General features: G+C 38.8%; 26 protein-coding genes and 2 tRNA genes. 16 read left to right on the top strand and 12 right to left on the bottom strand.

From position 1 onward, the window contains the following. Window positions 1-50 precede the first annotated feature (50 nt). Both CDG56_RS02210 and CDG56_RS02205 read right to left on the bottom strand, forming a co-directional pair. On the bottom strand, window positions 51-653 hold the full coding sequence (locus tag CDG56_RS02210) for an RBBP9/YdeN family alpha/beta hydrolase (RefSeq protein ID WP_087546814.1): 603 nt from the start codon (window positions 651-653) through the stop codon (window positions 51-53). A 31-nt stretch (window positions 654-684) separates the two neighbouring features. Beyond that, window positions 685-1,692 (bottom strand): sulfate ABC transporter substrate-binding protein, encoded by a 1,008-nt coding sequence (locus tag CDG56_RS02205; protein ID WP_087546813.1) that lies wholly within the window; start codon window positions 1,690-1,692, stop codon window positions 685-687. A gap of 406 nt (window positions 1,693-2,098) precedes the next feature. On the opposite strand from CDG56_RS02205, the gene pabC reads away from it, so the two are divergent. From pabC to CDG56_RS02185, 4 genes are read left to right on the top strand one after another with little or no spacing between them, the layout of a single operon-like run. Beyond that, complete coding sequence (gene pabC, locus CDG56_RS02200; protein WP_087546812.1) at window positions 2,099-2,911, top strand: aminodeoxychorismate lyase; 813 nt, start codon at window positions 2,099-2,101, stop codon at window positions 2,909-2,911. Window position 2,912: 1 nt separating this feature from the next. Beyond that, window positions 2,913-3,992: an endolytic transglycosylase MltG gene (gene mltG / locus CDG56_RS02195; RefSeq protein ID WP_087546811.1), complete on the top strand. Its 1,080-nt coding sequence runs from the start codon at window positions 2,913-2,915 to the stop codon at window positions 3,990-3,992. Then, window positions 3,992-4,591, top strand: a complete 600-nt coding sequence (tmk, locus tag CDG56_RS02190; protein WP_087546810.1) for a dTMP kinase — start codon at window positions 3,992-3,994, stop codon at window positions 4,589-4,591. Before mltG ends, tmk begins: the two co-directional genes overlap by 1 nt. A 10-nt stretch (window positions 4,592-4,601) precedes the next feature. Then, complete coding sequence (locus CDG56_RS02185; RefSeq protein ID WP_087546809.1) at window positions 4,602-4,880, top strand: hypothetical protein; 279 nt, start codon at window positions 4,602-4,604, stop codon at window positions 4,878-4,880. A 44-nt stretch (window positions 4,881-4,924) separates the two neighbouring features. Here the strand turns inward: CDG56_RS02185 and nadB are convergent, their stop codons facing one another. After that, window positions 4,925-6,562 (bottom strand): L-aspartate oxidase, encoded by a 1,638-nt coding sequence (gene nadB / locus CDG56_RS02180; protein ID WP_171295087.1) that lies wholly within the window; start codon window positions 6,560-6,562, stop codon window positions 4,925-4,927. A gap of 372 nt (window positions 6,563-6,934) precedes the next feature. On the opposite strand from nadB, the gene CDG56_RS02175 reads away from it, so the two are divergent. From CDG56_RS02175 to CDG56_RS02125, 11 genes are all read left to right on the top strand, one after another. Continuing rightward, window positions 6,935-8,311 (top strand): Do family serine endopeptidase, encoded by a 1,377-nt coding sequence (locus tag CDG56_RS02175; RefSeq protein WP_087546808.1) that lies wholly within the window; start codon window positions 6,935-6,937, stop codon window positions 8,309-8,311. Window positions 8,312-8,426: 115 nt separating this feature from the next. Then, complete coding sequence (locus CDG56_RS02170; protein ID WP_087544857.1) at window positions 8,427-8,876, top strand: acyl-CoA thioesterase; 450 nt, start codon at window positions 8,427-8,429, stop codon at window positions 8,874-8,876. Window positions 8,877-9,033: 157 nt separating this feature from the next. Further along, window positions 9,034-10,851 carry a translation elongation factor 4 gene (lepA, locus tag CDG56_RS02165; RefSeq protein WP_087546807.1) on the top strand — a complete coding sequence of 606 codons (1,818 nt, stop codon included), beginning with the start codon at window positions 9,034-9,036 and terminating at the stop codon, window positions 10,849-10,851. Between the two features lie 70 nt (window positions 10,852-10,921). Further along, on the top strand, window positions 10,922-11,785 hold the full coding sequence (lepB, locus tag CDG56_RS02160; protein ID WP_087546867.1) for a signal peptidase I: 864 nt from the start codon (window positions 10,922-10,924) through the stop codon (window positions 11,783-11,785). Window positions 11,786-11,813: 28 nt separating this feature from the next. Further along, window positions 11,814-12,191 carry a DUF4845 domain-containing protein gene (locus tag CDG56_RS02155; protein ID WP_087546806.1) on the top strand — a complete coding sequence of 126 codons (378 nt, stop codon included), beginning with the start codon at window positions 11,814-11,816 and terminating at the stop codon, window positions 12,189-12,191. Beyond that, window positions 12,160-12,855, top strand: coding sequence for a ribonuclease III (gene rnc / locus CDG56_RS02150; RefSeq protein ID WP_005161122.1), 696 nt, complete (start codon window positions 12,160-12,162; stop codon window positions 12,853-12,855). Before CDG56_RS02155 ends, rnc begins: the two co-directional genes overlap by 32 nt. Window positions 12,856-12,859: 4 nt before the next feature. Next, window positions 12,860-13,885, top strand: coding sequence for a GTPase Era (gene era / locus CDG56_RS02145; protein WP_087546805.1), 1,026 nt, complete (start codon window positions 12,860-12,862; stop codon window positions 13,883-13,885). A 26-nt stretch (window positions 13,886-13,911) separates the two neighbouring features. Then, window positions 13,912-14,109 carry an NF038104 family lipoprotein gene (locus CDG56_RS02140; protein ID WP_143225671.1) on the top strand — a complete coding sequence of 66 codons (198 nt, stop codon included), beginning with the start codon at window positions 13,912-13,914 and terminating at the stop codon, window positions 14,107-14,109. 9 nt (window positions 14,110-14,118) lie between these two features. Continuing rightward, complete coding sequence (recO, locus tag CDG56_RS02135) at window positions 14,119-14,826, top strand: DNA repair protein RecO (RefSeq protein WP_087546803.1); 708 nt, start codon at window positions 14,119-14,121, stop codon at window positions 14,824-14,826. 55 nt (window positions 14,827-14,881) lie between these two features. Then, window positions 14,882-15,610: a pyridoxine 5'-phosphate synthase gene (gene pdxJ / locus CDG56_RS02130; protein WP_087546802.1), complete on the top strand. Its 729-nt coding sequence runs from the start codon at window positions 14,882-14,884 to the stop codon at window positions 15,608-15,610. Window positions 15,611-15,614: 4 nt separating this feature from the next. Beyond that, window positions 15,615-16,262, top strand: coding sequence for a tRNA-(ms[2]io[6]A)-hydroxylase (locus CDG56_RS02125; protein WP_087546801.1), 648 nt, complete (start codon window positions 15,615-15,617; stop codon window positions 16,260-16,262). 45 nt (window positions 16,263-16,307) lie between these two features. Here CDG56_RS02125 and CDG56_RS02120 read toward each other — a convergent pair whose 3' ends face one another. The 5 genes from CDG56_RS02120 to CDG56_RS02100 all read right to left on the bottom strand — a co-directional run bounded on the left by CDG56_RS02120 (window position 16,308) and on the right by CDG56_RS02100 (window position 18,785). After that, the gene (locus CDG56_RS02120; RefSeq protein ID WP_087546800.1) at window positions 16,308-16,862 is read right to left on the bottom strand and encodes a peroxiredoxin family protein; all 555 of its coding nucleotides are present in this window, start codon (window positions 16,860-16,862) and stop codon (window positions 16,308-16,310) included. Window positions 16,863-16,948: 86 nt separating this feature from the next. Continuing rightward, window positions 16,949-17,024 (bottom strand) — tRNA-Asn (locus CDG56_RS02115). 9 nt (window positions 17,025-17,033) lie between these two features. Further along, window positions 17,034-17,109, bottom strand: a tRNA-Asn gene (locus CDG56_RS02110). A 146-nt stretch (window positions 17,110-17,255) separates the two neighbouring features. After that, window positions 17,256-17,882, bottom strand: coding sequence for a superoxide dismutase (locus CDG56_RS02105; RefSeq protein ID WP_004670542.1), 627 nt, complete (start codon window positions 17,880-17,882; stop codon window positions 17,256-17,258). A gap of 144 nt (window positions 17,883-18,026) precedes the next feature. Next, window positions 18,027-18,785, bottom strand: coding sequence for a Nif3-like dinuclear metal center hexameric protein (locus CDG56_RS02100; RefSeq protein ID WP_087546799.1), 759 nt, complete (start codon window positions 18,783-18,785; stop codon window positions 18,027-18,029). 183 nt (window positions 18,786-18,968) lie between these two features. Here CDG56_RS02100 and CDG56_RS02095 point away from each other — a divergent pair, with 183 nt between their 5' ends. Then, window positions 18,969-20,153 (top strand): trypsin-like peptidase domain-containing protein, encoded by a 1,185-nt coding sequence (locus CDG56_RS02095; protein ID WP_087546798.1) that lies wholly within the window; start codon window positions 18,969-18,971, stop codon window positions 20,151-20,153. Between the two features lie 195 nt (window positions 20,154-20,348). On the opposite strand, the gene CDG56_RS02090 is transcribed toward CDG56_RS02095, so the two are convergent. From CDG56_RS02090 to map, 4 genes are all read right to left on the bottom strand, one after another. Continuing rightward, a complete protein-coding gene (locus CDG56_RS02090) occupies window positions 20,349-21,563 on the bottom strand; it encodes an alginate export family protein (protein ID WP_087546797.1) in 1,215 nt (404 codons plus the stop codon). Window positions 21,564-21,651: 88 nt separating this feature from the next. Continuing rightward, window positions 21,652-23,001, bottom strand: coding sequence for an MFS transporter (locus tag CDG56_RS02085; protein WP_087544872.1), 1,350 nt, complete (start codon window positions 22,999-23,001; stop codon window positions 21,652-21,654). A gap of 388 nt (window positions 23,002-23,389) precedes the next feature. After that, window positions 23,390-24,445 carry an OmpW/AlkL family protein gene (locus CDG56_RS02080; RefSeq protein ID WP_087546796.1) on the bottom strand — a complete coding sequence of 352 codons (1,056 nt, stop codon included), beginning with the start codon at window positions 24,443-24,445 and terminating at the stop codon, window positions 23,390-23,392. 194 nt (window positions 24,446-24,639) lie between these two features. Beyond that, window positions 24,640-25,464 carry a type I methionyl aminopeptidase gene (map, locus tag CDG56_RS02075; RefSeq protein ID WP_087546795.1) on the bottom strand — a complete coding sequence of 275 codons (825 nt, stop codon included), beginning with the start codon at window positions 25,462-25,464 and terminating at the stop codon, window positions 24,640-24,642. Between the last annotated feature and the right edge of the window lie 162 nt (window positions 25,465-25,626).

Here is a 25,626-nt window from a genome sequence, read left to right as displayed (position 1 = left end):
TAAAACCAGCAAATAAATAACACTAAAACCAAAAATACTGAGAGCGGAATCTAGGCAAATTTCAAATTAAAATTTGCCTGACTCATTCGAGTTACAGGTTGCAGTTTTTCTTCAGGCAACATGTAATTAAGGATGTCTGGAAAAGGGCCAAATCCAGATGCCACATTGATGTGACCTACTTGCCCCAAATTGATTGGTGTCAGTTTCCAAGCTTGAGCCAGTTGTAAAGCATCGAAATAACCTAACCAAGGATCATTTTCACTGATTAATAAGGTGGTTGGCACATCAATATTAAGCTGATGAAAATACTGTTTGTAATCAGTCAAGCTGTGACGAGCAAAGCCCGCTTCGCCAAACCGTGCAGGATTTGCAGGTGCAACCAAAATTAATTTTTTTACTTTTGTTTGTAACTCTGGATGTTCAGCTAAAGCAGCAACACTGGTTAAACAGCCAAAGCTATGAGCAACAATTTGTATTGGTGCTTCTATAGTTGCAACGGTTTTAACAAATTGAGCAACCCATTCGTTTAAAACGGGTCGGTCCCAATGTTTCTGTTGAACGCGAGAGCTAGACACGAGTTGTTGTTGTAACCAAGATTGCCAATGTTGAGCTTCGCTACCACCAACACCAGGAACAATTACGGTATGAATCATGTCCGCTCTCCTTATTTACCTAATTAGTAAATTATTTTGTGGTGCTGTTGATCTTGACGATTTGATCGAAAATACCGCCATTATCAAAATGAGTTTTTTGTACTTTTGTCCAACCACCAAACTCTTTATCGATCGTGACAAGCTTAAGAGGTTTAAAAGTGGTGCTATATTTCTTTAAAACAGCTGCGTTGCGAGGACGATAGAAGTTACGTGCTGCAATTTCCTGACCCGCTGGAGAATATAAGTAGTTCAAATAACCACGAGCGATTTGTAAATTACCTTTTTTCTCAGCATTTTTTTCTACAACCGCCACAGGAGGTTCAGCCAGAATTGAAAGTGACGGTGTAACGATCTCAAATTTACCTGGTTGTTCACGTACTGCTAGGAATGCTTCATTTTCCCAAGCCAGTAAAACATCACCGATACCGCGTTCAGCAAATGTAGTGGTTGCGCCACGTGCACCTGAATCAAGTACTTTAGTTTGTTTGTAAATTTGGCGAACAAATTCTTGTGCCTTAGTATCGTTACCACCTTTTTGGTGTTTTGCCCATGCCCAAGCACCTAAGTAGTTCCAACGTGCGCCACCCGATGTTTTTGGATTTGGTGTAATAATTTCTACACCAGGTTTAACCAGATCACCCCAATCTTTAATTTGTTTTGGGTTGCCTTTACGCACAAGGAAAACAATCGTTGAGGTGTAAGGGGTAGAGTTATTTGGTAATTTCTTCTGCCAATCTGCTGGAAGTAACTTTGCATTTTCTGCAATTTCATCAATGTCCGCAGCAAGTGCTAGTGTTACTACATCAGCATTTAAACCATCAATGACTGCACGAGCTTGTTTGCCTGAACCACCATGAGATTGTTTAAATTCAATATCCTGACCAGTACGTTGTTTCCAAAAAGCGCCGAACTGTTTATTGAAATCTGTATATAGTTCGCGAGTTGGATCATAAGACACATTTAAAAATTCTTGTGCTGCAAATGAAGAAACTGAGAGTAATGCGGCAATAACACCGACTTTAATTTGAGATAAACGCATGAGAACCCCTTAAATTGGTCTGTATCAACAAACCTTCAATCATTGTTTGGAATATGGATGCAGCATAACGTCAGTTTTTTTGCAAAAAAAATAATTAAAATCGAATTTGATATGAATAAAAAAGAAATATAAAAAAGAGATAAGTTATGCTGATTTTTTGATAATAGATTGGTTTATAGCTATAAAATTATTGTGTTAAAAGCATTTAGTTTTGAATGTTTATTTAAAAAATTAGTTGAGGTCGATAGGGGCAGGCGTTGTTTTGCATATCTCGGCTTATTTGAGTTGTTTATAAACTATAAGATTATCAATCATGGTAAATCAGGCTAGGTTTCTGTGATCTGGCTTTTCCGAAGATTATGTTTCAAGGTATGATGAGGACAGACTTTAGACTGAACTCTCGATCATGCAGTGTTATAAAAATGGACAATTGATTGATTCGATCCCATTGTTAGATCGAGCCTTCCATTATGGAGATGGTTGTTTTACCACTGCACGAATTTTTCAAGATCGTTTTGAACTCAAACAACTTCACTTTGCACGTCTAACATTAGCCTGCCAACGTTTAAGCCTTGATGCTGATTTATCCTTGATCGACACTGCACTGGCTCAGCTACAACAACAGCACTTTACTCTAAACGGTACGTTAAAGATTGTGATTAGTCGAGGTGAAGGGGATCGAGGATATAGCTTACCTTTACATGCTGCTGATGTTTATGTTTGGTATTACCCTAGAGTAATGCAAGTTTTTCAACCTGAATGGATTGAGAGTGGGGTGCTGAATCATGCTCTAGGTTTGAATATGCCGCATTTAGTGGGTTTAAAAACATTAAACCGTTTAGAACAAGTATTATTAAAGCAGGAGGCTGACCATGTGGGGTGGCTTGAAGCATTGGTAACCGATGTACAAGGTTATATTGTAGAAGGGGTGAGCAGTAATTGTTTTATTCGTATAAATGACCGATGGATTACACCAGAACTTCGTTATAATGGCGTTCATGGCGTCATGCGAGCCAAGATTCTATCTCGTATGAAGCAACAGAATATTGAATGTGAACAAGGTTGTGTAGAGATTAATGATATTGAACGTATTCAAAGTCTATTTTTCTGCAACGCTTTACATCCGATGAAAGCGGTTATTCGATTTAATGGTCGGGCTTTTGAGCAGCAACCCTACCTTGATTTATTTGAAACATTGAAACTTAGCCAGATTGATTAATATGCCAAAGCCACCAACGACTCCAGCCAAAACAAAGAAAAAGCCAAAAGCTCAACCGAAGTCTAAGTTTTCTATCAAAGCCTTATTGATTGTAATCGTCGTCTTTCTTTTGCTCGTATTCGGTGTGCTTTGGGCAAGCTTATTTAAGAACTATCCAGTCGAAGGGAAAAAGCAGGTTCTAGTCATTTCTTCGGGAGATACTTACTCAAAATTTATTGATCATCTAGCCAAAGAAAATAAAGTTAATTTCCCTATTATTTTAAAGATTTATCAAAAATTTATGATTCATGACAGTTTGAAAGCTGGTGTGTATGAAATCAATAAAGGGATGAGTGTTCGTCAAGTACTTGATATGCTATCTGATGCTGAAAATGCTCAAATGAATCGAATTTTAGTGATAGAAGGCACGACATTTAAACAACTGATTAACAACCTCAAAAAAGATTCGAATGTCACTAAAACAATATTGGATTTACCTCAGGATCAATTATTAAAAGAACTCGATATTCCTTATTCACATCCTGAAGGCTTGTTTGCACCAGATACTTATTTCTTTGCCAAAGGCGAAACTGATAAAAAAATCTTAACGGATTTATATCATCGTCAAATGAAGTCTTTAGATGAAGCTTGGGCGAGTAAAGCAGCCAATCTTCCTTATAACGATAAATATGAAGCATTAATTATGGCTTCAATTATTGAAAAAGAAACCAGTTTAGATCGTGAGCTAGAGCAAGTTTCAGGTGTTTTTGTGCGTCGTTTAAAAATTGGTATGCGCTTACAAACCGATCCAACTGTAATTTATGGGATGGGAGATCGTTACACAGGTAATATCACACGTAATGATTTAAGGACACCAACCGCATATAACACTTATACAATTAATGGTTTACCGCCAACCCCAATTGCATTACCAAGCAAAAAAGCGATTGAAGCAGCGATGCATCCAGACGATTCAAAAAATATTTATTTCGTCGCAACAGGAAATGGTGGACATAAATTTAGTGCTTCTCTAGCAGAGCATAATCGTGCAGTACAAGATTACTTGTCTGTACTCCGTTCAAAGAAAAATCAAGGTGAATGATGTTTATTAGTTTTGAAGGTACGGAAGGTGTAGGGAAAACCACTCTGATTCGTAAAATTCATCAGTACTTTGAACAGCAAGGTAAAGAAGTTGTACTGACCCGTGAGCCTGGTGGCACACCATTAGCAGAACAGATTCGTACATTATTATTGGCAGTAAATCATGATGAGCAAATGAGTCATGATACTGAGCTATTACTGATTTATGCTGCACGAGCTCAACATTTACAACAAGTGATTTTACCTGCATTAGCGGCGGGAAAAATTGTGTTGAGTGATCGTTTTACTGATGCCAGCTTTGCATATCAATGTTCTGGACGTGGTTTAAGTCGGGAAAAGTTGCAATTATTAAATCAAACTTTTGTGGCGAAAATGCCGAATATTACCTTTTGGTTGGATGCCCCGATTGAGTTGGGGATGACTCGTGCGCGAGAGCGTGGGGCACTGGATCGTTTTGAGCAAGAGAAGTTGAGTTTCTTTGCTAAAGTGCGTGCGGGTTATGAGACTTTATGGCGGGCAGAGCCTGAACGGATGAAGCGTTTGGATGCAACACAAAATGCGGATGTTGTATTTGAAGATGCTTTGCAATATTTGAAATAGGTAAGTCCTCATGAATAAAGATCATGATAGCTTTTATCTTGATAAGGCAATTGATGCGATATCAAATCCTACTGAACTCGCTATTTTTATTAAGAAACTACGTCAGAATCTTATAGATAATCCAAACAGTTGGGAGAATATTAATCTGTCTGATTTTCTTGATGCTTTAGCTTCATGGACTGAAGATATGGATGGATATTATAAAAATACAGATCAGGTTGAGCGTTTAGATCAGCCTGATTGGAAAACCTTTGCAGAAATGCTCATGGCTGCTCGAATTTATGAATAATTTTAGTGGCTAAAGATAAAGAAGTATCTTTAGCCTTGATTTTATTACTGATTCACTAACGGCTGTTCCACTTTAAAATTCGGTGGTGTTAACACCGTTTTGCGAATTTCATTAGAAAGCTCAGGATAATCCAACGTGTAATGCAAACCACGTGATTCCTTACGTTCCATCGCACAACGTACAATCATTTCGGAAACTAAAACGAGGTTACGCAATTCGATCAGGTTTTTACTGACGCGGTAATCTTGGTAGTATTCATTGATTTCACGTTTTAACATTTCAATACGATGTAAAGCACGTTGCAAACGTTTAGTGGTGCGAACAATACCCACATAGTTCCACATGGTTGAACGCAATTCATCCCAGTTTTGTAAGATCACAACATCTTCATCGGCATCAGTCACTTGGGATTCATCCCAAGACGGTACATCTGGAAATTCAAAGCTAATATTATGTTTGCTTTGAATATCTTTCGCTGCACTCATGCCATAAACGAAACATTCAAGCAGTGAGTTACTTGCCATACGGTTAGCGCCGTGTAAACCAGTATATGAAGTTTCGCCAATCGCATATAAACCATCTAAGTCAGTTTGGCTATGCTCATCTACAACGACACCACCACAGGTATAGTGCGCTGCTGGAACAACAGGAATCATATCTTTGGTAATATCAATACCAAGTTCGAGCAAGCGTGCGTAAAGCGTAGGGAAGTGCTCAGTGATAAATTCAGGTGATTTATGCGTAATGTCCAACCAAACGTGACGAATACCTAGTCGTTTGATTTCATAATCAATCGCACGTGCAACAATATCGCGTGGCGCAAGTTCAGCACGTTCGTCAAGACGCAACATAAAACGTTCACCATCAGGCAAACGTAAATAAGCACCTTCACCACGCATGGCTTCAGTAATAAGGAAAGAACGCGCTTTCGGGTGATACAAACACGTTGGATGGAATTGGTTAAATTCCATATTGGCAACACGACAACCAGCTCGATAAGCCATCGCGATACCATCACCTGTTGCAATGTCTGGGTTAGAGGTATAGAGATAAGCTTTCATTGCGCCACCACAAGCCAAAGCTGTGAAAGGGGCTAAGAATGTATGAACTTGTTCTGTTTTTTCATTTAATGCATATAAACCAATCGCACGATTATTTTTGTCTTGATGACCAAGTTTATGTAATGTGATGAGGTCAATCGCAATATAATTTTCAAAAATTGTAATATTTTTACGTTCTTTAGCACGTTCAACAAGCGTGGTCGAAATTGCCTTACCTGTCGCATCAGCAGAATGAATGATACGGCGTTGTGAATGGCCACCTTCACGAGTGAGGTGTAATTGCTCATCATCATCTAAAGTGAATTGAACACCTTGCTTCAATAAGAAATCAACAGAAGGCTTGCCACCTTCGACTGTATGTTTCACGGCGTCCAACTCACAAAGATGTCCGCCTGCAATCATAGTGTCATTAATATGTTGTTGAATTGAATCAGTCTCGTCTAAGACCGCAGCAACACCACCTTGAGCATAAAAAGTACTGGCTTCTGTGAGCTCAGCTTTTGCTAAAATGGCAATGTTGTAATGACTCGGTAAAGAGAGTGCAAGACTTAAACCTGCACCGCCACTGCCCACAATTATCACGTCGAAATGGTGAATTGTTTTTAAATCAGGCATGTCGATCTGCTTCAGTTTTAAACGTTCACTAATGACAACGCTTTTTAACAAAAAAGGCAAGTGCCAATCTGCCTAGAATTGAACGATTTTTTAGCGAATGTAAACAATTTTTACTGATATGAATTGTCAATCACCTTAAAGTCTAATAAGGATAATTATTCAATACATCATTTTAATCTAATATTAAGCTGCCCACGATAAAAAGTTAATAAGCTTATAAATCATGGAGACTTTCTCCATAATTTATTCACATTTCAATATGCTACATCGTTGTATGCATTGAAAATATCAACATATTTTTACGAAAATTACAGTTGGGTTATGATACAAACATAATCTTAATATTCTATAGATCATTAGTACGTAGGTTCTCACTTCATGAAAAGTCGCTATTTACAACAAGGAATGTATGCTGCGGTATTTACGGTTGCTGCAGTACAGGTTAATGCTGCTTCACCAGTAGATTTTTCAAACCTCGTTGAGCAGGTGAGTCCTGCAGTTGTCAGTGTTAATGTTGTAAAAAAGATGACTCAGGAAGAGTTGTTACAGCAACAAGTGCCTGAAATTTTACGACGTTTTTTTGGGAATCAAGTCATTATACCTCAGCAACAAGGGCCACAAGAAAAAACGGCATACGGTAGTGCGTTTTTTATTAGTAAAGATGGTTATCTCGTTACAAACCACCATGTGGTTGAAAATGCGTCTCGTATCAGTATTACTTTAAACGATCGACGTGAACTTGATGCAACTTTGGTGGGGAGTGATGAGCGCACTGATGTTGCTGTGCTTAAAGTAAATGGTGCAAATTTCCCAGAATTAAAAATTGGTAATGTAAACCAGTTAAAAGTTGGTGAGCCTGTTTTAGCAATTGGTTCACCTTTTGGCTTTGACTATTCTGCTTCAGCAGGGATTGTGAGTGCTAAATCTCGAAATATGAGTGGTGAAACGTCAGTTCCATTCATTCAAACAGATGCTGCATTAAACCCTGGTAACTCTGGTGGTCCGTTATTTAACCAACATGGTGAGGTGGTTGGTGTTAACTCGCGTATCTTTAGTGGTACTGGCGGTTATATGGGTTTGTCATTCTCCATTCCTATTGATGTCGCGATGGATGTAGTTCAACAGCTTAAAACCAATGGTAAAGTAACTCGTTCATACCTTGGCGTGATGTTGCAAGATATTGATCGTAACCTTGCAGAAGCATACAAATTACCAAAACCAGAAGGCTCGTTGATTAATCAAGTTACACCGAAGTCACCGGCTGAAAAAGCAGGTTTAAAGTCTGGGGATGTGATTTTAAAAATTAATGGTTCTTCTATTTCCCGTACTAGCGATTTGTTAAATGTATTAAATCGCGTAGCACCTAGTCAGACTGTTCAATTAGAAGTATTACGTGACGATAAAGTCCGCACTATTTCAGCAACTTTAGGTACTGCACCAGATGATACGCCAGCCGCTGAGGATAAAAACAATCCAACCAGTGGTCTTGGAATGAGCATTCGTAATTTAACGCCTGAAGAGCAAGCAAAATTGGATGTCCGTGGTGGGATATTGGTGCAGGATGTTAAACGCGGTAGCTTAGCATCATTGTCAAATATTGTTGCAGGTGATGTTATCCTTCAAGTGAATGGTACACCTATTTTAAATAGTCAAATGTTTGTAAAAACAATGGCGGCTCTACCAAAAAATAGTGTTGCTCGAGTAGCTATTATTCGCCAAGGTCAGCGTGCAATTTTAGGTTTACGTTTGCCTTAAGCTATTGTTAGTTTTTTTAAAACCACCCTGAAATAGGGTGGTTTTTATTTTGTAATGTATAAGTGTTTAGATTAGTGTATGCGACTGAGCTTGGATTGACGAAATAAGTAAGTTTATGAGTACTATTTTTGATTTGAGAATAACTGTACAGCCTGAACATATTGATGTTTTAGGTCATGTCAATAACGTCATGTATATTCAGTGGATGCAAGATGTCGCAGCAGCGCATATTGAAAAATTAGGTTTAGGTCTAGCTCAATATTTAGAACTCAAACATGCAATGGTGGCGGTAGAGCATCATGTTCAATATCGGAAAGCAGCACTTGAAGGTGAAGAAATCATCTTACGGACATGGTTAGATGATATTAATGCGCTCTATTCCTTTCGTCAGTACGCATTTTACCGTCCAAAGGATCAAAGTATTTTATTCGTAGGGAATACCAAATGGGCGTGTATTGAAATTACAACAGGTCGGCCAAAGCGTATGTCACCGAGTTTTACTCATGCCTACCAACCGATTGGGTTGGATTTAAATCCGATGGATTTTTCAACTTTATATGAGTAAATCGAAGGACTGAAATCACCATCTAGAGACTTTGATGGGATAATTATTTTGAATACTTTGAAATGCTGTTCTGCTATAATCCCCGACAATTTTGTTAAACCGCTTTGGCTCATGACTTGTTATAAGTTTAGAGCATTCTATTTTGTTAAGGTAACCCATGGCGCAAGCTAAAAAATCCGTAGATATCAAAAATATACGTAATTTCTCGATTATTGCTCACATTGACCATGGTAAATCAACCTTGGCAGATCGATTCATTCAAATGTGTGGTGGTTTACAAGATCGCGAGATGCAAGCTCAAGTATTAGACTCTATGGAGCTTGAGCGTGAGCGTGGGATTACCATTAAGGCTGCATCGGTAACCTTGTATTACACCCATCCAAATGGTCAAGAGTATCAATTAAACTTTATTGATACACCAGGGCACGTCGACTTTTCTTATGAAGTGTCACGCTCTTTGGCCGCATGTGAAGGTGCGCTTTTAGTCGTCGATGCTGCGCAAGGTGTTGAGGCACAGTCAGTAGCAAACTGCTATACGGCAATTGAGCAAGGGTTAGAAGTTTTACCCATCTTAAATAAGATTGATTTACCTCAAGCTGAACCTGAGCGTGTCATTCACGAAATTGAAGAAATTATCGGGATTGAAGCAACAGATGCACCGACGTGTTCAGCAAAAACTGGTTTGGGGGTTGAAGGTGTTTTAGAGCGCCTAGTTGATGTGATTCCAGCACCACAAGGTGATCGCGATGCACCTTTACAAGCATTAATTATCGACTCATGGTTTGATAACTATTTAGGAGTTGTTTCTCTCGTTCGAATCAAACAAGGTCGTATCCGCAAGGGCGACAAAATGTTGGTGAAATCAACGGGGCAAACTCATCCAGTTACATCTGTTGGCGTATTCAATCCTAAACATACTGAAACAGATATTCTCGAAGCGGGTGAAGTTGGCTTCGTGATCGCTGGTATTAAAGATATTTTTGGTGCGCCTGTGGGCGATACAATTACTTTGTCGAACACACCAGATGTTGCTATTTTACCAGGTTTTAAAAAGGTTAAACCGCAGGTCTATGCGGGTCTTTTCCCAATTGATGCTAGTGACTTTGAACCATTCCGTGAAGCGCTACAAAAATTACAAATTAATGACTCAGCGCTGTTCTTTGAACCAGAAAGTTCAGATGCTTTAGGTTTTGGTTTCCGTTGTGGCTTCCTAGGCATGCTTCATATGGAAATTGTACAAGAGCGTTTAGAGCGTGAATACGATCTTGATCTAATCAGTTCTGCGCCGACAGTAATTTATGAAGCATTGACTAAAAAAGGCGATATTATTTATATCGACAGCCCATCAAAAATGCCTGATGGTTCAACAGTTGAAGATTTGCGTGAGCCGATCGCAGAGTGTCATATTCTTGTGCCACAAGAATATTTAGGTAATGTCATGACCTTGTGTATTGAACGTCGCGGTGTTCAAAAAGATATGAAATTCTTAGGTAATCAAGTTTCAATCACTTTTGAAATTCCTATGGCAGAAGTGGTCATGGATTTCTTTGATAAGTTGAAATCTTGTTCACGTGGTTTTGCATCTTTAGATTACAACTTCGTGCGTTTTGAGAGTTCAGCTTTAGTTAAGGTTGACGTGTTAATTAATAGCGAAAAGGTGGATGCTCTGGCAATGATTTGCCACCGTCAAGATGCGCGTCATCGCGGTATTGCGTTGGTTGAGAAGATGAAAGATTTGATTCCACGCCAAATGTATGATGTTGCAATTCAAGCGGCAATTGGTGCACAAATCATTGCACGCTCTACCGTAAAAGCCATGCGTAAGAATGTATTGGCAAAATGTTATGGTGGTGACGTTTCACGTAAGAAGAAACTTCTTGCGAAACAAAAGGAAGGTAAGAAACGTATGAAACAAGTAGGAAGTGTTGAAATTCCTCAAGAAGCGTTCTTAGCCGTATTGAAAGTGGATAGATAAAGAAAAGATGAGCGAGGTGGTTTTTCAAACCTCGCTACAAGACGAGCAGCTGTGCTGTGAGAGAGGGTGTGTGGATTTTGATTTTAATTTGATTCTGGTACCAGTTACACTAATTTTTTTTCTAGTGTGGCTACTCGATAAATTTGTACTAAAGCAGCGTGCAAATAAAGGGCGTGATCAGGAAAATTTTGTTATAACGTGGGCGTATGATTTTTGGCCCGTGTTAGCAGTAGTCTTAATCCTTCGTTCTTTCTTATATGAACCATTTAATATCCCATCTGATTCTATGGTGCCTACCTTAGAAACAGGTGATTTTATTTTAGTAAATAAATTTGATTATGGTGTGCGTTTACCGATTGTAAATGCAAAAGTAATTGATGTAGGTGAGCCAAAACGTGGTGAAGTCATCGTATTTCGTTATCCACCACAACCAACCATTAGCTATATTAAGCGTGTGGTGGGTTTGCCAGGCGACCATATTCAGTTTAAAGCTGGACAATTAATTATTAACGGAAAGCAAATTGCTAAAGTCGCAACTGAATTTAAACGTGATAAAGATCAATTAGAAACTCCTACAGTTTATTACTTTAAAGAAACATTAGGTGAACACCAGCATTTAATTCGTTATTTAGATGGTCGTAATCCTTTAGCAGAACAATTTCAATTTGCAAAGTTACGTGGAGCTGACGCACTCGTTCCATTTGTTGCCAAAGAAAATAATGTTTTTATTCAAAGTAATGGGCAGGATTGGGAAGTAACTGTGCCGAAAGGACAGTATTTTGCAATGGGTGATAATAGAGATCAAAGCGCTGATAGCCGTTTTTGGGGTTTTGTGCCAGAAGCAAACTTAACAGGCCGTGCTTTTTATGTATGGATGCATAAAGAACCTGGTTTCAATCTTCCAAGTTTCGGCCGAAATGGTAAGATTGACTAATAAATAAAACGTATAGGACATACTAAAGATGCGTAAATCTCAGCAAGGGGCTTCGTATATTGCAATTTTATTTGGAGTGGTTTTATTTGCGATTGCTGTAAAGGCATCGATCGCAATCTGGCCAGCATATTGGGATGATCGAATTATAGATTCTCAAATTGAAGGTCTATTAAAGGATAGTCCTGAGAATACTACACCAACTAAGTTCGCAGCTCAGATGGATCAGCGTCTGGAGATGAATGGGGTTCGGGATCTTCATTTCAAGGATGTTGCACAGGTTACTTATAAAGATGATTTAATTGTTAAGAAAAAGTATGAAGTGCGTAAGCCTTTTATGCTGAATATTAGTTTAGTGATGAATTTTGAGAAAACCTTTGACCAAAAATCTGCCAAACAAGCTCAATGATACCCGTTTACAGGGGCGAATTGGTCACCAGTTTAAACAGCTTGATTTGTTGAAACTGGCATTGACCCATCGTTCTGTGAGTCAAAAGCACAATTATGAACGCCTAGAATTTCTAGGCGATTCATTATTAGGGATGATTGTTGCCAATTATCTTTACCATACCTACCCACTTGAAAATGAAGGGCGTTTAACGCGTATGCGTGCGACCTTGGTTCGTCAGGAAGCATTGGGGAAAATTGCAAATGACTTACAATTGAGTCGGTCATTAATTTTAAGCACAGGCGAGTTAAAATCGGGTGGACATCACCGAGAGTCAATTCTGGCGGATACCGTTGAAGCAATCATTGGTGCTATTTATTTAGACAGTAATGATCTCAACTTGCTCGAACGCATTGTGTTAAAATGGTATGAACCATATCTTGATCATATCGAACCGACCGATCAGCTGAAAGACCCTAAATCACGTTTGCAAGAGTATTTACAAGCACGTAAAAAACCTCTCCCAGTTTACGAGGTTGTAGATATTCAGGGTGATGCCCCGAATCAACATTTCAAAGTGGAATGTGATGTAGCGGGATTGCCAAAAATTATAGGCGAGGGCTCAAGTCGTCGTTTTGCCGAACAAACGGCAGCGGCAGAGATTTTAAAATTATTGGAGCAATAACCTGATGTCTCATTCAGAAGAAAATAAGCCAGAAGCAACTGAACAGCAAGATGGCAATAATCTAGTTGATCAATTTTTTAGTTCTCAAGGAACGACCATTCCTTCAGATTTCAAAAGCGGTTTTGTTGCAATCGTTGGGCGTCCAAACGTGGGCAAGTCAACTTTGATGAACCATATCTTGGGTCAAAAACTATCTATTACTTCACGTAAGCCACAAACCACACGCCATAAGATTGTGGGTATTGACTCGCGTGAGAAATCACAGGCTGTATTCGTAGATACGCCTGGGATGCATAAGAAAGAAGTACGTGCCATCAATAAGATGATGAACCGCGCTGCACATTCAGCATTGCGTGATGTGAACTTGGTTTTATTTGTAGTTGATGCACAAAAGTGGACGCAAAACGATGAATTAGTTTTGGAAAAACTTAAAAATGCCGATATGCCAGTGATCCTCGTGATCAATAAGCTCGATACATTTGAAAATAAAAATGAGGCTTTACCGCTGATTCGAGAGCGTGCCAAGCTCATGAATTTTGCTGAAATTGTTCCGGTTTCAGCATTGCGTGGTGCAAATCTAGATCATTTGCGTGACACGATTGAAAAATATTTGCCTTATCAACCACCATTGTATTCATTAGATCAAATTACTGATCGTTCTGAGCGTTTCCTTGCGAGTGAGATCATTCGCGAGAAAATCATGCGTCAGCTGGGTGAAGAGCTTCCATATGATTTGACTGTACAAATCGAATCATTTAAAACTGAGGAAGCAGCAGTAAATGAAAAAACAGGTCGTTTAAAGCCACCTTGTACGTATATTGATGCGACCATTTTTGTGGAACGCCAAGGCCAAAAAGCTATTGTGATTGGTGATAAAGGTGCGAAGCTGAAAAGCATCGGCATGGATGCACGTGCAGACATGGAAAAAATGTTTGAGCAAAAAATTATGCTAACGCTTTGGGTAAAAGTTAAAGGTGGTTGGTCTGATGATGAGCGTGCGTTAAAAAGCTTGGGTTATAGCGATATTTAACAGGTTTTAAGACAATGGAAACAGGTGTGAAAACAACAATTCGTATACTCGCGATTGTGACATGTGTATTCATGTTGCAAGGCTGTGTTCATAAGCTTGTGACCGTACCTGTTAAAGTTGCTTATAAGACCACTAAAGGTGTTGTTAAAGGAACTGGTGCGGTTGTTGGCGCAGTGATTCCCGATGGCGATGATGAAGAAAAGGATGAGAAAAAGAAGGACTAGTCTCGTACTATGATGCGCAATGAAGTCCTACATGGTTATTTGATTCATCATCGTAAATATCGTGAAAAAAGTCATATTGTGCATTTATTTACACAAGAATATGGTCGGGTGGATGGGATTCTAAGACAGACCCCACCGCCGCAATATCAGCCTATTCGTCTGCAAGCCACGGGCAAATCTGAACTAAAAAACTTCACAAAACTGGAAATTCTGAATCAACCTGTATTCTTTTATGGTGATGCATTTTTTGCTGGTTTTTATTTAAATGAAATTCTATTGCGACTATGCCCCTTAGAAGAGATGATGCCGCAAACATTTGAACAATATCAGTTAATTTTAGTGTTGTTACAGCAATTGGCGACACACGAACAAGCTGCTGTATTTCTTAGGCAGATTTTGCGTCAATTTGAGCATGTACTATTGGTGGAGCTTGGCTACGCCATTGATTTCTCAATAGATGCGAGTCAACAAGACATTCAGGTCAACCAGCATTATCAATTTCAACTCAATGATGGTTTTTTACCAGTTTCACAAGCCTCGCGTTCAACACTTGATGGTGCATTGATTACATCCATGCAAAGTTATGAAGATGGGCAGGATTTTTCTCACGAACAATTGCAATTATTGGGTAAACTATACCGTCAAATGATTAGCGCCTTGTTGGGTGATCGACCGCTGAAAAGCCGTCAACTTTGGATTCAAAGTACACAAACTTGATATTCCTGATGTATTGAAAATAATGATTCAGGGCTAAACCGATAGGATAATTTTTATGGCTGCAATCTTAGGTGTAAACATTGATCATGTTGCGACATTAAGACAAGCACGTGGTACAACTTACCCTGATCCAGTTCAGGCTGCTTTGTTGTGTGAACAGGCTGGTGCGGAGGGGATTACTTTACATTTGCGTGAAGATCGCCGTCATATACAAGATGATGATGTACGTCGTATGCGTCCATTATTAAAAACACGTATGAATTTGGAATTGGCGGTAACTGATGAAATGGTTGCGTTTGCCAAAGAGATTCAACCCCAGCATGTGTGTTTCGTGCCTGAACGCCGTCAAGAAGTGACCACCGAAGGTGGATTGGACGTGGTTGGGCATTTTGAAAAAGTGAAGGCGGCAACTGAAGCACTGAAAGCGATTGGCAGTGATGTGTCTTTGTTTATCGATGCAGATTTTGCACAAATTGACGCAGCTGTCGCATGTGGTGCACCAACCATTGAAATCCATACGGGTGCTTATGCTGATGCCGAGACAGATGAGCAGCAACAAGCTGAATTAGCTCGTATTATCAAAGGTGCTGAATATGCAGCAGCTAAAGGTTTAGTTGTGAATGCCGGGCATGGTTTGAATTTGGATAATGTGGTAGCAATTGCAGCAATTCCACAAATTTATGAACTCAACATTGGTCATTCGATTATTGCCGATAGTGTATTCGTTGGTTTGACTCAAGCAGTAACAGATATGAAAGCAGCGATTCAGGCTGCTGCGAGATAAGTTGATGAGTAGTGTAAATTATGATGAGTTAATGCAACCTGTCATTGCATTTTTAGGTTGTACCACTCCTCAGGCGTGGCTAGATGAAGCGGTGAATAACCTTGACATCTTAATACAAGATCATGCTAACTGTGAGAAAAAAGCGGCCAGTACAGCGATGAACCTGATGTTCCGCTATAGCTTTTTTACAGATCTGCAAGTGAAATTGGCGCAATTGGTACGTGAAGAAATGCTGCATTATGAGCAGGTTTTGGAGTTCATGAACAAACGTGGTCAAGAGTGGAAGGGTTTGAGTGCAGGGCGCTATGCGGGTGGATTACGTAAAGAGATCCGTACTTATGAACCTGAAGCATTGATTGATGTGATGATTATTGGCGCATTTGTGGAAGCACGCTCGTGTGAACGTTTTTATGCGCTGGCACCTGTTGTAGACGATGAACTTGGACGTTACTATCGTTACTTGCTTAAATCGGAATCTCGTCATTTTGAGGATTATCTGGCACTGGCCTTGGATGTTGCAAAAACTGCCAAACTTAAAGATCCAGAAGAAAATATTCAGCAGCGGATTGAACATATCCGTGAAGTGGAAAAGAATCTAATTTTAACGCCAGATGATACGTTCCGTTTCCATAGCGGTGTGCCTAGTCGCTAAACACACCATTTTTGCATAAATCAATTAAACACGAGGTGTTGTAGACTACTTAGGGTTCTGATCAGCATTTAAAAATTTATAAATATTTTCAAATGGAATGTGGTCGCTAGCATCAGAACCGTAATATGTTTCAATAATATAACCTTGCTCATCAATTAAAAAATCTGCTGGCATAATATCACTTGGATTTTGTAGATTCTTTTTTAAACCCTCAGCCCCAATTATTTTGATGCCTAAAACCCATGAGACGAAATGTCGAAAAACGCTATAAGCAGAGCGTGCCATTGATCGTTCAATACCATAAGCTTTATAGGCGATATTTTCAGGATCGGCGACGATCGTAAAAGGGCGAGGGCGTTTTCTTACAAATTCATTGACTTCTTCATGTGTTGATGAAAAAAATGCAATGATTTCTAAGCCTTCATCCGAAAGTTTTTTATAATGTTGTGTTAATTGGAAAATTCTAAAATTACAAAAAGGACAGTTTGTATCACGAAAAAATGCAAGTAAAGTGCGTTTACCTGAGTCTAGTCGAACTACTTTGCCATGGCTATCTATAAGTTGAAATTTTGGTGCAGTTTCTGGCGATATAAGACGCATTATGATAAGACCATATATTTTTAAAGGTATGCATTGTACTTAATATAAAAAAAGCCCCGATTATTGATCAGGGCTTTTGAGAATTTTGGCTCTCCCACCTGGGCTCGAACCAGGGACCTGCGGATTAACAGTCCGTCGCTCTACCGACTGAGCTATGGAAGAATGGTAGATTGGCTCTCCAACCTGGGCTCGAACCAGGGACCTGCGGATTAACAGTCCGTCGCTCTACCGACTGAGCTATTGGAGAATCTGATGCGCATTTTAGGGATGAATTTCAGATGCGTCAATAAGAATAATAAATAAAATGAATCGTTTGCTTGATAAATATGCTTTTTAATTTTTAATTATAAAAAAACTGCCCGAAGTGGGCAGTTTTTATTCAAGAAATAAAAATTATTTCTCAACACCTGCTGGTTGACCAGCAAGTTTTGCATTTGCATAGTCCCAGTTCACTAGGCTTTCTAGGAAAGTTGCGATGTATTTTGGACGTAAGTTACGGAAGTCGATGTAGTAAGCATGTTCCCAAACGTCGATTGTTAATACTGCGATTTGACCGTGAGCAAGTGGAGTATCTGCATTTGCAGTTTTAGTAATTGATAATTTACCATTTACTTCGTCAGCAACTAACCAAGCCCAACCTGAACCGAATTGAGTCGTTGCAGCAGCAGTGAATTCTTCTGCAAATTTTTCATAGCTACCAAAAGCTTCTTCGATTTTAGCTGCGATTGCGCCAGTTGGTTTACCACCACCGTTTGGCTTCATGCTGTTCCAGTAGAATGTGTGGTTCCATACTTGTGCAGCATTGTTAAAGATACCTGCTTTAGAAGCGTCACCAGCAGATGCTTTGATGATTTCTTCTAAAGTTTTACCTTCAAGGTCAGTACCTTTGATTAGGTTGTTTAAGTTAACAACATAAGTATTGTGATGTTTATCGTGATGGTATTCTAAAGTTTCGCGAGTAATGTGCGGAGCTAAGTCATCATAGCCATATGGAAGTGCAGGTAAAGTAATGGTTGTCATGTTCCAATCCTTGCAATTGCTGGGTTTTAAGTTAAGTGGCTCTATTGTAAATGATTCCAAACATAATAGGGCAGTCTTTTAAAGAACGATATACAATAAAGGTTCAATTAAAAACGATAAATAAAATCGGATTCGTCAATTCTATTAAATTGGATTATTTAGTTCAAAATAGATCGTTTCTACAGCAAACTGATTTTTAATTGCTTGAGCAAGACGTTGTACGCCATATCGTTCAGTTGCATGATGACCACAGGCAAAATAATGAACCCCTATTTCTTTAGCTTCATAAAAAGTACGCTCACTGACTTCGCCAGAAATATAAGCATCACAATCTTTTTCTGCTGCTTTATTAATAAAATCTTGAGCGCCGCCTGTACAAAATCCTACTTTTTGGATTTGAGTTTTCTCGCTCGGCAAATGAATCACATTAAAATCAAAAATAGCCTGTAAATTTGTTTTAAATTGCTCTGGGCTTAATGGACTTTCCAAATAGCCTATATTTCCAATCGGATGCTTTTCGAATGGATCTAAAGCTTCTAGTTTTTGTAAACCGATTAAATCTGCAATTGCGGCATTATTGCCAAGTGTGGGATGTGAGTCTAAAGGCAAATGGTAGGCGATCAAAGAGATGTTGTTCTGAATTAATTTTTTGATTCGATTACCACGCATACCTGTAATAGGGTAGGCTTCACCTTTCCAAAAGTAACCATGATGGACAAGTAAGGCATCTGCTTGCTGCACAATAGCTGCATTAATTGCATCTTCTGAGGCTGTAACAGCACAGACTATTTTATTTACATCAGGCGTGCCTTCAATTTGTAAGCCATTGGGTGCGTAATCTTTAAACTCACTAACTTTTAAAGTTTGATTACACCATTGCACAATATCATGCAAATTTGCCATGCGATTCCTCAACTGAATGACATTTATAGATTCAGCTTAATAAAAGCATATTTTTAAATGTAACTAAAGCTAGACAAAACTTTTTTAACTTTTGCAGTGATTTTAGGTAATTTACTTTACAATAGTGGAAAATTCCTGTTCTTCAATATATTAACTCCATTGTTCGCCTAGAGGATAATAAACGTGCGCCGTGCATTTACATGGTTACCTTGGGTATTACTCATTCTTGTTATCATTAGTTTCCTAAGCTGGCAAAAATTGCATCAGCCGAAGCCAACAGTCGCTGCCGATGGCGTTAAAATGCCTGCTGAAAAGGTTGAGCCTCTGATTGATACAACTCGAACAGGTGGTGTTGTTTCGTATAGTGCTGCCGTAAAAGTTGCTGCGCCTGCTGTGGTGAATATCTTTACCACTCAGAAAGTGAAACAGATGAATCATCCTTTATTGAATGATCCTGTATTTCGTGAGTTTTTTGGTAATCAAGCCCCTCAACAGCCTCAAAATGAAAATAGTTTAGGTTCAGGTGTTATCGTTCGTGCAGATGGTTATATTCTAACGAATAATCATGTGATAGCTCAGGCAGAGCATATTGTGGTGGCATTGCATGATGGTCGTCGTGCTGAAGCGAAAGTCATTGGTACAGATCCTGATACTGATTTAGCTGTGATTAAAATTGAGTTAGACAAACTTCCTGTCCTACCGTTTAAACTCAGTGGCAATGAAGTTGGCGATGTTGTACTTGCAATCGGTAATCCATTTGGCGTGGGACAAACAGTTACGCAAGGGATTATTTCGGCGACAGGTCGTTCAGATTTAGGTATCAATACCTATGAAGACTTTATTCAAACTGATGCGGCGATCAATCCAGGTAATTCAGGTGGTGCATTAATTGACGTTGCGGGGAATTTAATCGGCGTAAACACTGCGATTTTCTCTCAATCAGGCGGTTCGTTAGGGATTGGTTTTGCAATTCCAGCGAAAATTTGTCAGCAAGTATTAAATTCAATTTTGAAAGATGGTCGTGTTGTTCGTGGTTGGTTAGGTATTAGCTTAATTCCTAATACCATGGATGAGGACGTATTGGCTGCGAAACCTGTTGGAGTCGTTGTTGCTGATGTCTTGCGTGATGGTCCAGCAGATGCTGCAGGTGTAAAACGCGGCGATAAAATTATTCAAGTCAATAATGAGCAAATTACTTCAGCTTCACATTTAATCAACTATGTTGCATTGCAAGCCCCTGCAAGTGTGATTGATGTGGTGGTTGAACGTGATGGCAAGCAGCAAACCTTGCAGGTCAAAGTAGGCGAGCGTAAAGTGCAGCAAAATGCCCAGTCGCAATATATCCCATTGCCTAAGCCTCAAGACTAATATGATCTTATGATTTAATTTGAATATGAAAGGCTACTGAGGTAGCCTTTTTATTTATGAAAAGAAAAAAGCTTGCTGATAAAGGTCGATCAGCAAGCTTTTTGCAAATTTTGGAGTTTTTTATTTTTTATTACACCATCGAAATTTGATGATTTGATGACAGTTTTTTTATAATTAGATTACAACGACTCAATATCAGTATTTATAATCCATTTGCAACCATAACTTTTGAGTATCTACAGAAAACTCTTCCGCTTGATAATCTGAGAGTTTTGCTAGGGCAGACAAACCTTTAATAGGCAAAGCATGAGAATAAGAAATAGAGAATTCTTGACCATAATCCATATTTTTTTCATCACTACGATATTGATGTAGTTCAGTGCCTAATTTACCTTTACTAAATACATTAAAACTTGATGAAATGTACAAGTCAGTTAAACCATTCACGGGCGTTGTCAAGAATAAGTCAGCCCATCCGTTAAACTTATGTTTAGTCGCCAATGGGGTTTGAAATGCAATTTTTCCATCATCACTACCAAGCACTTCATAGCCAAGTGTGATTTCACCCAGTGCTGAACCTTTATCCGTGATGCTATAACCTAATTCTAATGCATAATAATCAGCATCATAATTTATAGGTTGCTCAGCATATTCACTTTGTTTGGCATATTCAGCAACGTATCTAAAATTGTTTTTCTTACCTGTTAAGCGTAAGCCATAGGTTTGATTTGACCAAGCACTTAAATCCTCGAAATCCATCAAATACCCATATAATGTTGCGTTCAACAATGGGTTGTAATTCATTTTAGCTTGAATTAAGTGAATTTGACTGTTTTGTTTACCATCTTGGGCTGCTACAAATTTAGGTTTTACATCTTCACTACCAAAAATAGTATTGACTTGATCAATATAGGCATAATACAAACCAAACTCTTTGCAAGGTTTAATATTTAAACTAATCGCATCAAAGGTTTGATCATTTTGACGCCAAGCTACGGAGCCTACAAAGCGCTGATTATCTAAATTAATAGCTTGACGACCAATACTTAAATCAAACTTTGGACTATAAGCATATTTTAAATAAGCTTGATTCAATTGTAGGTTTTTAGGATCAGGGACTGTACTGTAGTTTGTTTCAGCATTACGTGTGCTATTGAAATGATCATTAATTTCGACAGTTCCTTCTCCTTGCACAAATGCGCTTAAGCCATGCCAAGAGCCAGTTTCCAGTGAAGGGCGTAGTCTCAAAGTCCAAGCATCAGCATTTTTTAGTTGGTTATCTTGGTCAACTAATTCGTAACGTAGGCGACTATCGAGAGAAAATTGAGTTTGACTTAAAAAGTTATCTGCGGCAAACGTCGTAGTTGTTAAAACACTGAGCATAGCAAAGCTAAGAAGATTCAATTTCATATTGAGACCCCTGAGAGATTATAATTTCTGGATTTAATTTTGATTGTGCAGGGGAAAGGTAAGTTTCCCCGCACTAAGTGAATGATGATTAAGAGGTGATAGAGTTGCGTTCAAGCATAGCTTGGTCAAACAGTTGTTGTTCTTTCGTTTTATGTTCTACAGAGAAGCGGATGAGAATGACACCGAAAGCGGCCACAGTTACAAGACCACCTAAAATCATGAGGCAAGTTTGAACATCTAGTAAGCCTTTAAGTAGGAAGCCTGCTGCAACCGCACCAACATTACCACCAGCCCCAATAATGCCCGCCACACCACCAAGTGCATTACGGTCAATGAAAGGAACTAAAGCATAAGTTGCTCCACAAGACATATGCGTGAATAGCGCGAAGACAGTCATGCTAATAATAGCAAGAGCTACAGTATTCATTTGTGAGAAGAGAATCAGGAACAAGCCTTCACATAAGATAAGAATAAATAATACTTTTGTACGACCATCTAAACCTTTTGAAATCGCAACTTTATCTGAAACAATTCCACCTAAAGCACGAGCGAATAAGGCAAGTAGACCAAAGATACCCGCAGTTAAACCTGCTTCTTTTAAACCCATGTTGAAGTGGTCAACATAGTACATTGCGGCAATGTTATGAATGAAGATTTCGATACCGAAACATGCTGCGTAAGAAACAAATAGAATCCAAACACGATAGTTACGAGCAGCTTGCATTAAGATAGCAACACCACCTTTTTTACCGCTACCAACTTCAACACCGTTTGCACGTAATTCTTTAAAGTCACCTTGTGGACAGTCTTGTGTAAGTTTCCAATAAAGTACACCAACAATTACCATCATAATGCCAGGTACAAGCAACGCAATTCTCCAACCCATTGCTTGTTCAACGCCAAACATCACAATTGCACCTAGAATTAATGGCATGATTGCTTGTGTTGCACCTCCACCCGCATTTCCCCAACCTGCAGAAGCCGCATTGGCTGTGCCAACAACATTAGGTGCAAACATGACACTAGTATGATACTGGGTGATGACGAAGCTCGCACCAATTGCACCAATCAAGAGACGGAAAAACAAGAACGATTCATAAGTATTTGCTGCTGCAACACCGAAAACAGGGATACTGCCAACAATGAGAAGAGCAGTATAGGTTTTGCGTGGTCCATACTTGTCACAGAGTGGGCCAACAATGAGTCGGATCAGAATTGTGATTGCAACCGCAGCGATATTGATGTTTGCGATTTGGTCTTTGGTTAGATTAAATTCACCTTTGATGACTGGCATTAAGGGTGCACAAGCAAACCAAGCGAAAAAACATACAAAGAATGCGAGCCAAGTCATATGAAAAGCACGCATGGCAGGCGTTGAAAAGCTAAATAATTTTATTTCAGTTGCTTTTTTAGCATTTAGATTCATTTTTGAAGACATAACCTTCCCCTGAACTGAACGAAATATATTTTTGCTATGCAATATTTCTGCATACACAAACCGAACAGAACGGACTTCATTGGCCGTCAGCAAATTTTTTATGAATCATCGTTGATTCATGATGCTTGTTACTAAGCAAGGGGTGTGCCAAAAAACAAATTTGATCAAAATTTAAAATTAACTATATGATTTTAAATATATAATTATATTTATAATATTATTTGTATTGATGAATGTTATTTATCAATGAATCTCATATGCTTTATTGGTATTTATGTTTCTTCATTATTTCGAAAATGATTGCAATTGGTGCATGTTTTTTATGAATGATGATTTAAAAGGTGGCGATAAATAAAAAAACAGCCGAAGCTGTTTTTTAAAGTTTTGTCTAAAAACGATAGCCAACGCCTAAATAAGTAATGAGTGGGTCTATATCAATTTTAGTATTTGCTTGGATCAACTCTTTACCTGTATTGCGGTCAGTCACATAAATTTTTGCTTCATTATTCATTTTTGAATAAGAAACTGATCCAACGGCAAACCAATTGGGATTGAAATCATAAGTTGCGCCTACTGTGACAATCGGAGCAAAAGTATCAGTCGCTTTCAATTTGACAATAGGATCTGCTGATGATGTCTTACCATCTAAGGCAGCTCCTGCTTTGCCGTCATGGATATTTTGGATCATGTGACCAGCTTTTACTAAATCAGATTCTATGCCCGAGTTCATTTTAAGATCATTAAAATAAGCATACATCACACCTGCTCCAACGTAAGGTCGAAATTTATTCACGCCTGATTTACCAAACTGGTAATGGAGTTCTACCGCAGGTAGCCAAGCACGTGCAGTTGCTGCTTTGCCTCCTTGGGTCAGATCTGTGATATGAAGATCCTGTTTTAAGTCAATATCACCTAAAATAGTACTTGCTGATCCACTTAATGGCGCGTATATGTCGCCTTTCCCTTTAATATCAACTTTTGGAGGAATTCCTGCCTTAATCTCTAGAGATAAATTATCAGTAAAGTGATAATTTGCCATAATACCAACGGTATCTACATTGTCTGCTTCTAAACCTGTTCCTTGGCTTTGCCAGTTAGATAATCCTTTAATGGTAGCTGTACCTGTTGCAAGACCCGATACAGTATCGGTCGGCCATAAATTAATGGCACCGTAAACGATAGGATTGGAATCTTTGACTGCTGCATCTAGTACGGCTTGTTTAGACACATCACCTACTTTAGATTGTGTTCCCTCAGCTACAGTCGTATTGATATTAATAGGATTTGCAGAACCTTGTGGCATGGCATGTAACCAACCAGCTGAAAGAGAGAAACGTTTGAAACCATCTCCATCTTTTAAACTAAAATAAGGTGACTCCGCAAAGCTCATAGTGGGTAGGGTTGCAGCAATTCCTACTGCAATGCATAGCATACGTTTTTTCATAGTGAGGACTCCATGTCCGATTTATAAGGAACTTTTTATTCTGATAAAAATAACGTTTTTTACTAAATGGTTTGTTTAGTTAAAATTTATAATTGTTATGCTTATAAAGACTTTTGTTTGATTTAGATGAATTAATGAAGAAATTATGAATATGAAAAAAAGCTACCGAAGTAGCTTTTCTTTAACGAAATAAATTACATAAAACGAGATAAATCTTCGTCAGGGCGAGCAGTAAGTACTTCGATGCCTGTTTCTGTTACCAAAATGGTATGTTCATATTGAGCTGAAAGCTTGTGGTCTTTAGTAACCACAGTCCATTTGTCACCTAAAAGTTTTGTTTGCCAAACCCCTGCATTGACCATTGGCTCAATCGTAAACGTCATGCCTGCTTCTAAGCGCATACCCGTACCTTTCTGACCATAGTGTAAAACTTGTGGTTCATCATGGAAAACATTGCCAATACCATGACCACAATATTCACGCACAACACTAAAACGTTCAGACTCAACATATTGTTGGATTGCATGTCCAATATCGCCAAGATAAGAGCCGTGTTTAACCGTAGCCATACCACGATACATGGCTTCTTGTGCAACTTGGCAGAGACGATTTGCAAGAATAGAAGTCTCTCCACCAACGATATACATCATGTTGGTATCGCCGTGATAACCATCTTTAATGACCGTTACATCAATATTGAGAATATCACCATTTTTTAAAACTTTACTTTCAGAGGGAATACCATGACAAACGACATGGTTAACCGAAGTACAAATCGAATGTTGAAATGCTGGGCGACCAGGTGCAGCGCCATAGCCAACACATGCTGGAATTGCTTGTTGTACATTTTCAATGTGATTACGACAGATTGTATCAAGTTCTAGGGTATTTACGCCTGCTTTAATATACGGCTTAATCATGTCTAAAATTTCAGCCGCCAGTTTTCCTGCAACACGCATCTTTTCAATTTCTTCGGGCGTTTTGATTAATCGACGAGGAGCTGTGTAAGTCGTGTTCATGATCTCTAAAAACTTTTGGTAATTTACAAGCGTCTATGGTATAAATAGCCGCCTATTTTATCAAATGCTTTTCGTTACAATTTTGCTTATACAAGTTGTGCGAAAAACTGATGAATAGTTATCAAAAATCCGCACATATATCGACACATTACTCTGGGTGCC

The sequence above is a fragment of the Acinetobacter sp. WCHA39 genome (assembly GCF_002165385.1).
Lineage (GTDB): Bacteria > Pseudomonadota > Gammaproteobacteria > Pseudomonadales > Moraxellaceae > Acinetobacter.
Note: the sequence above shows the minus strand (reverse complement) of the source record. Positions and strands in the feature narration are given on the sequence as shown.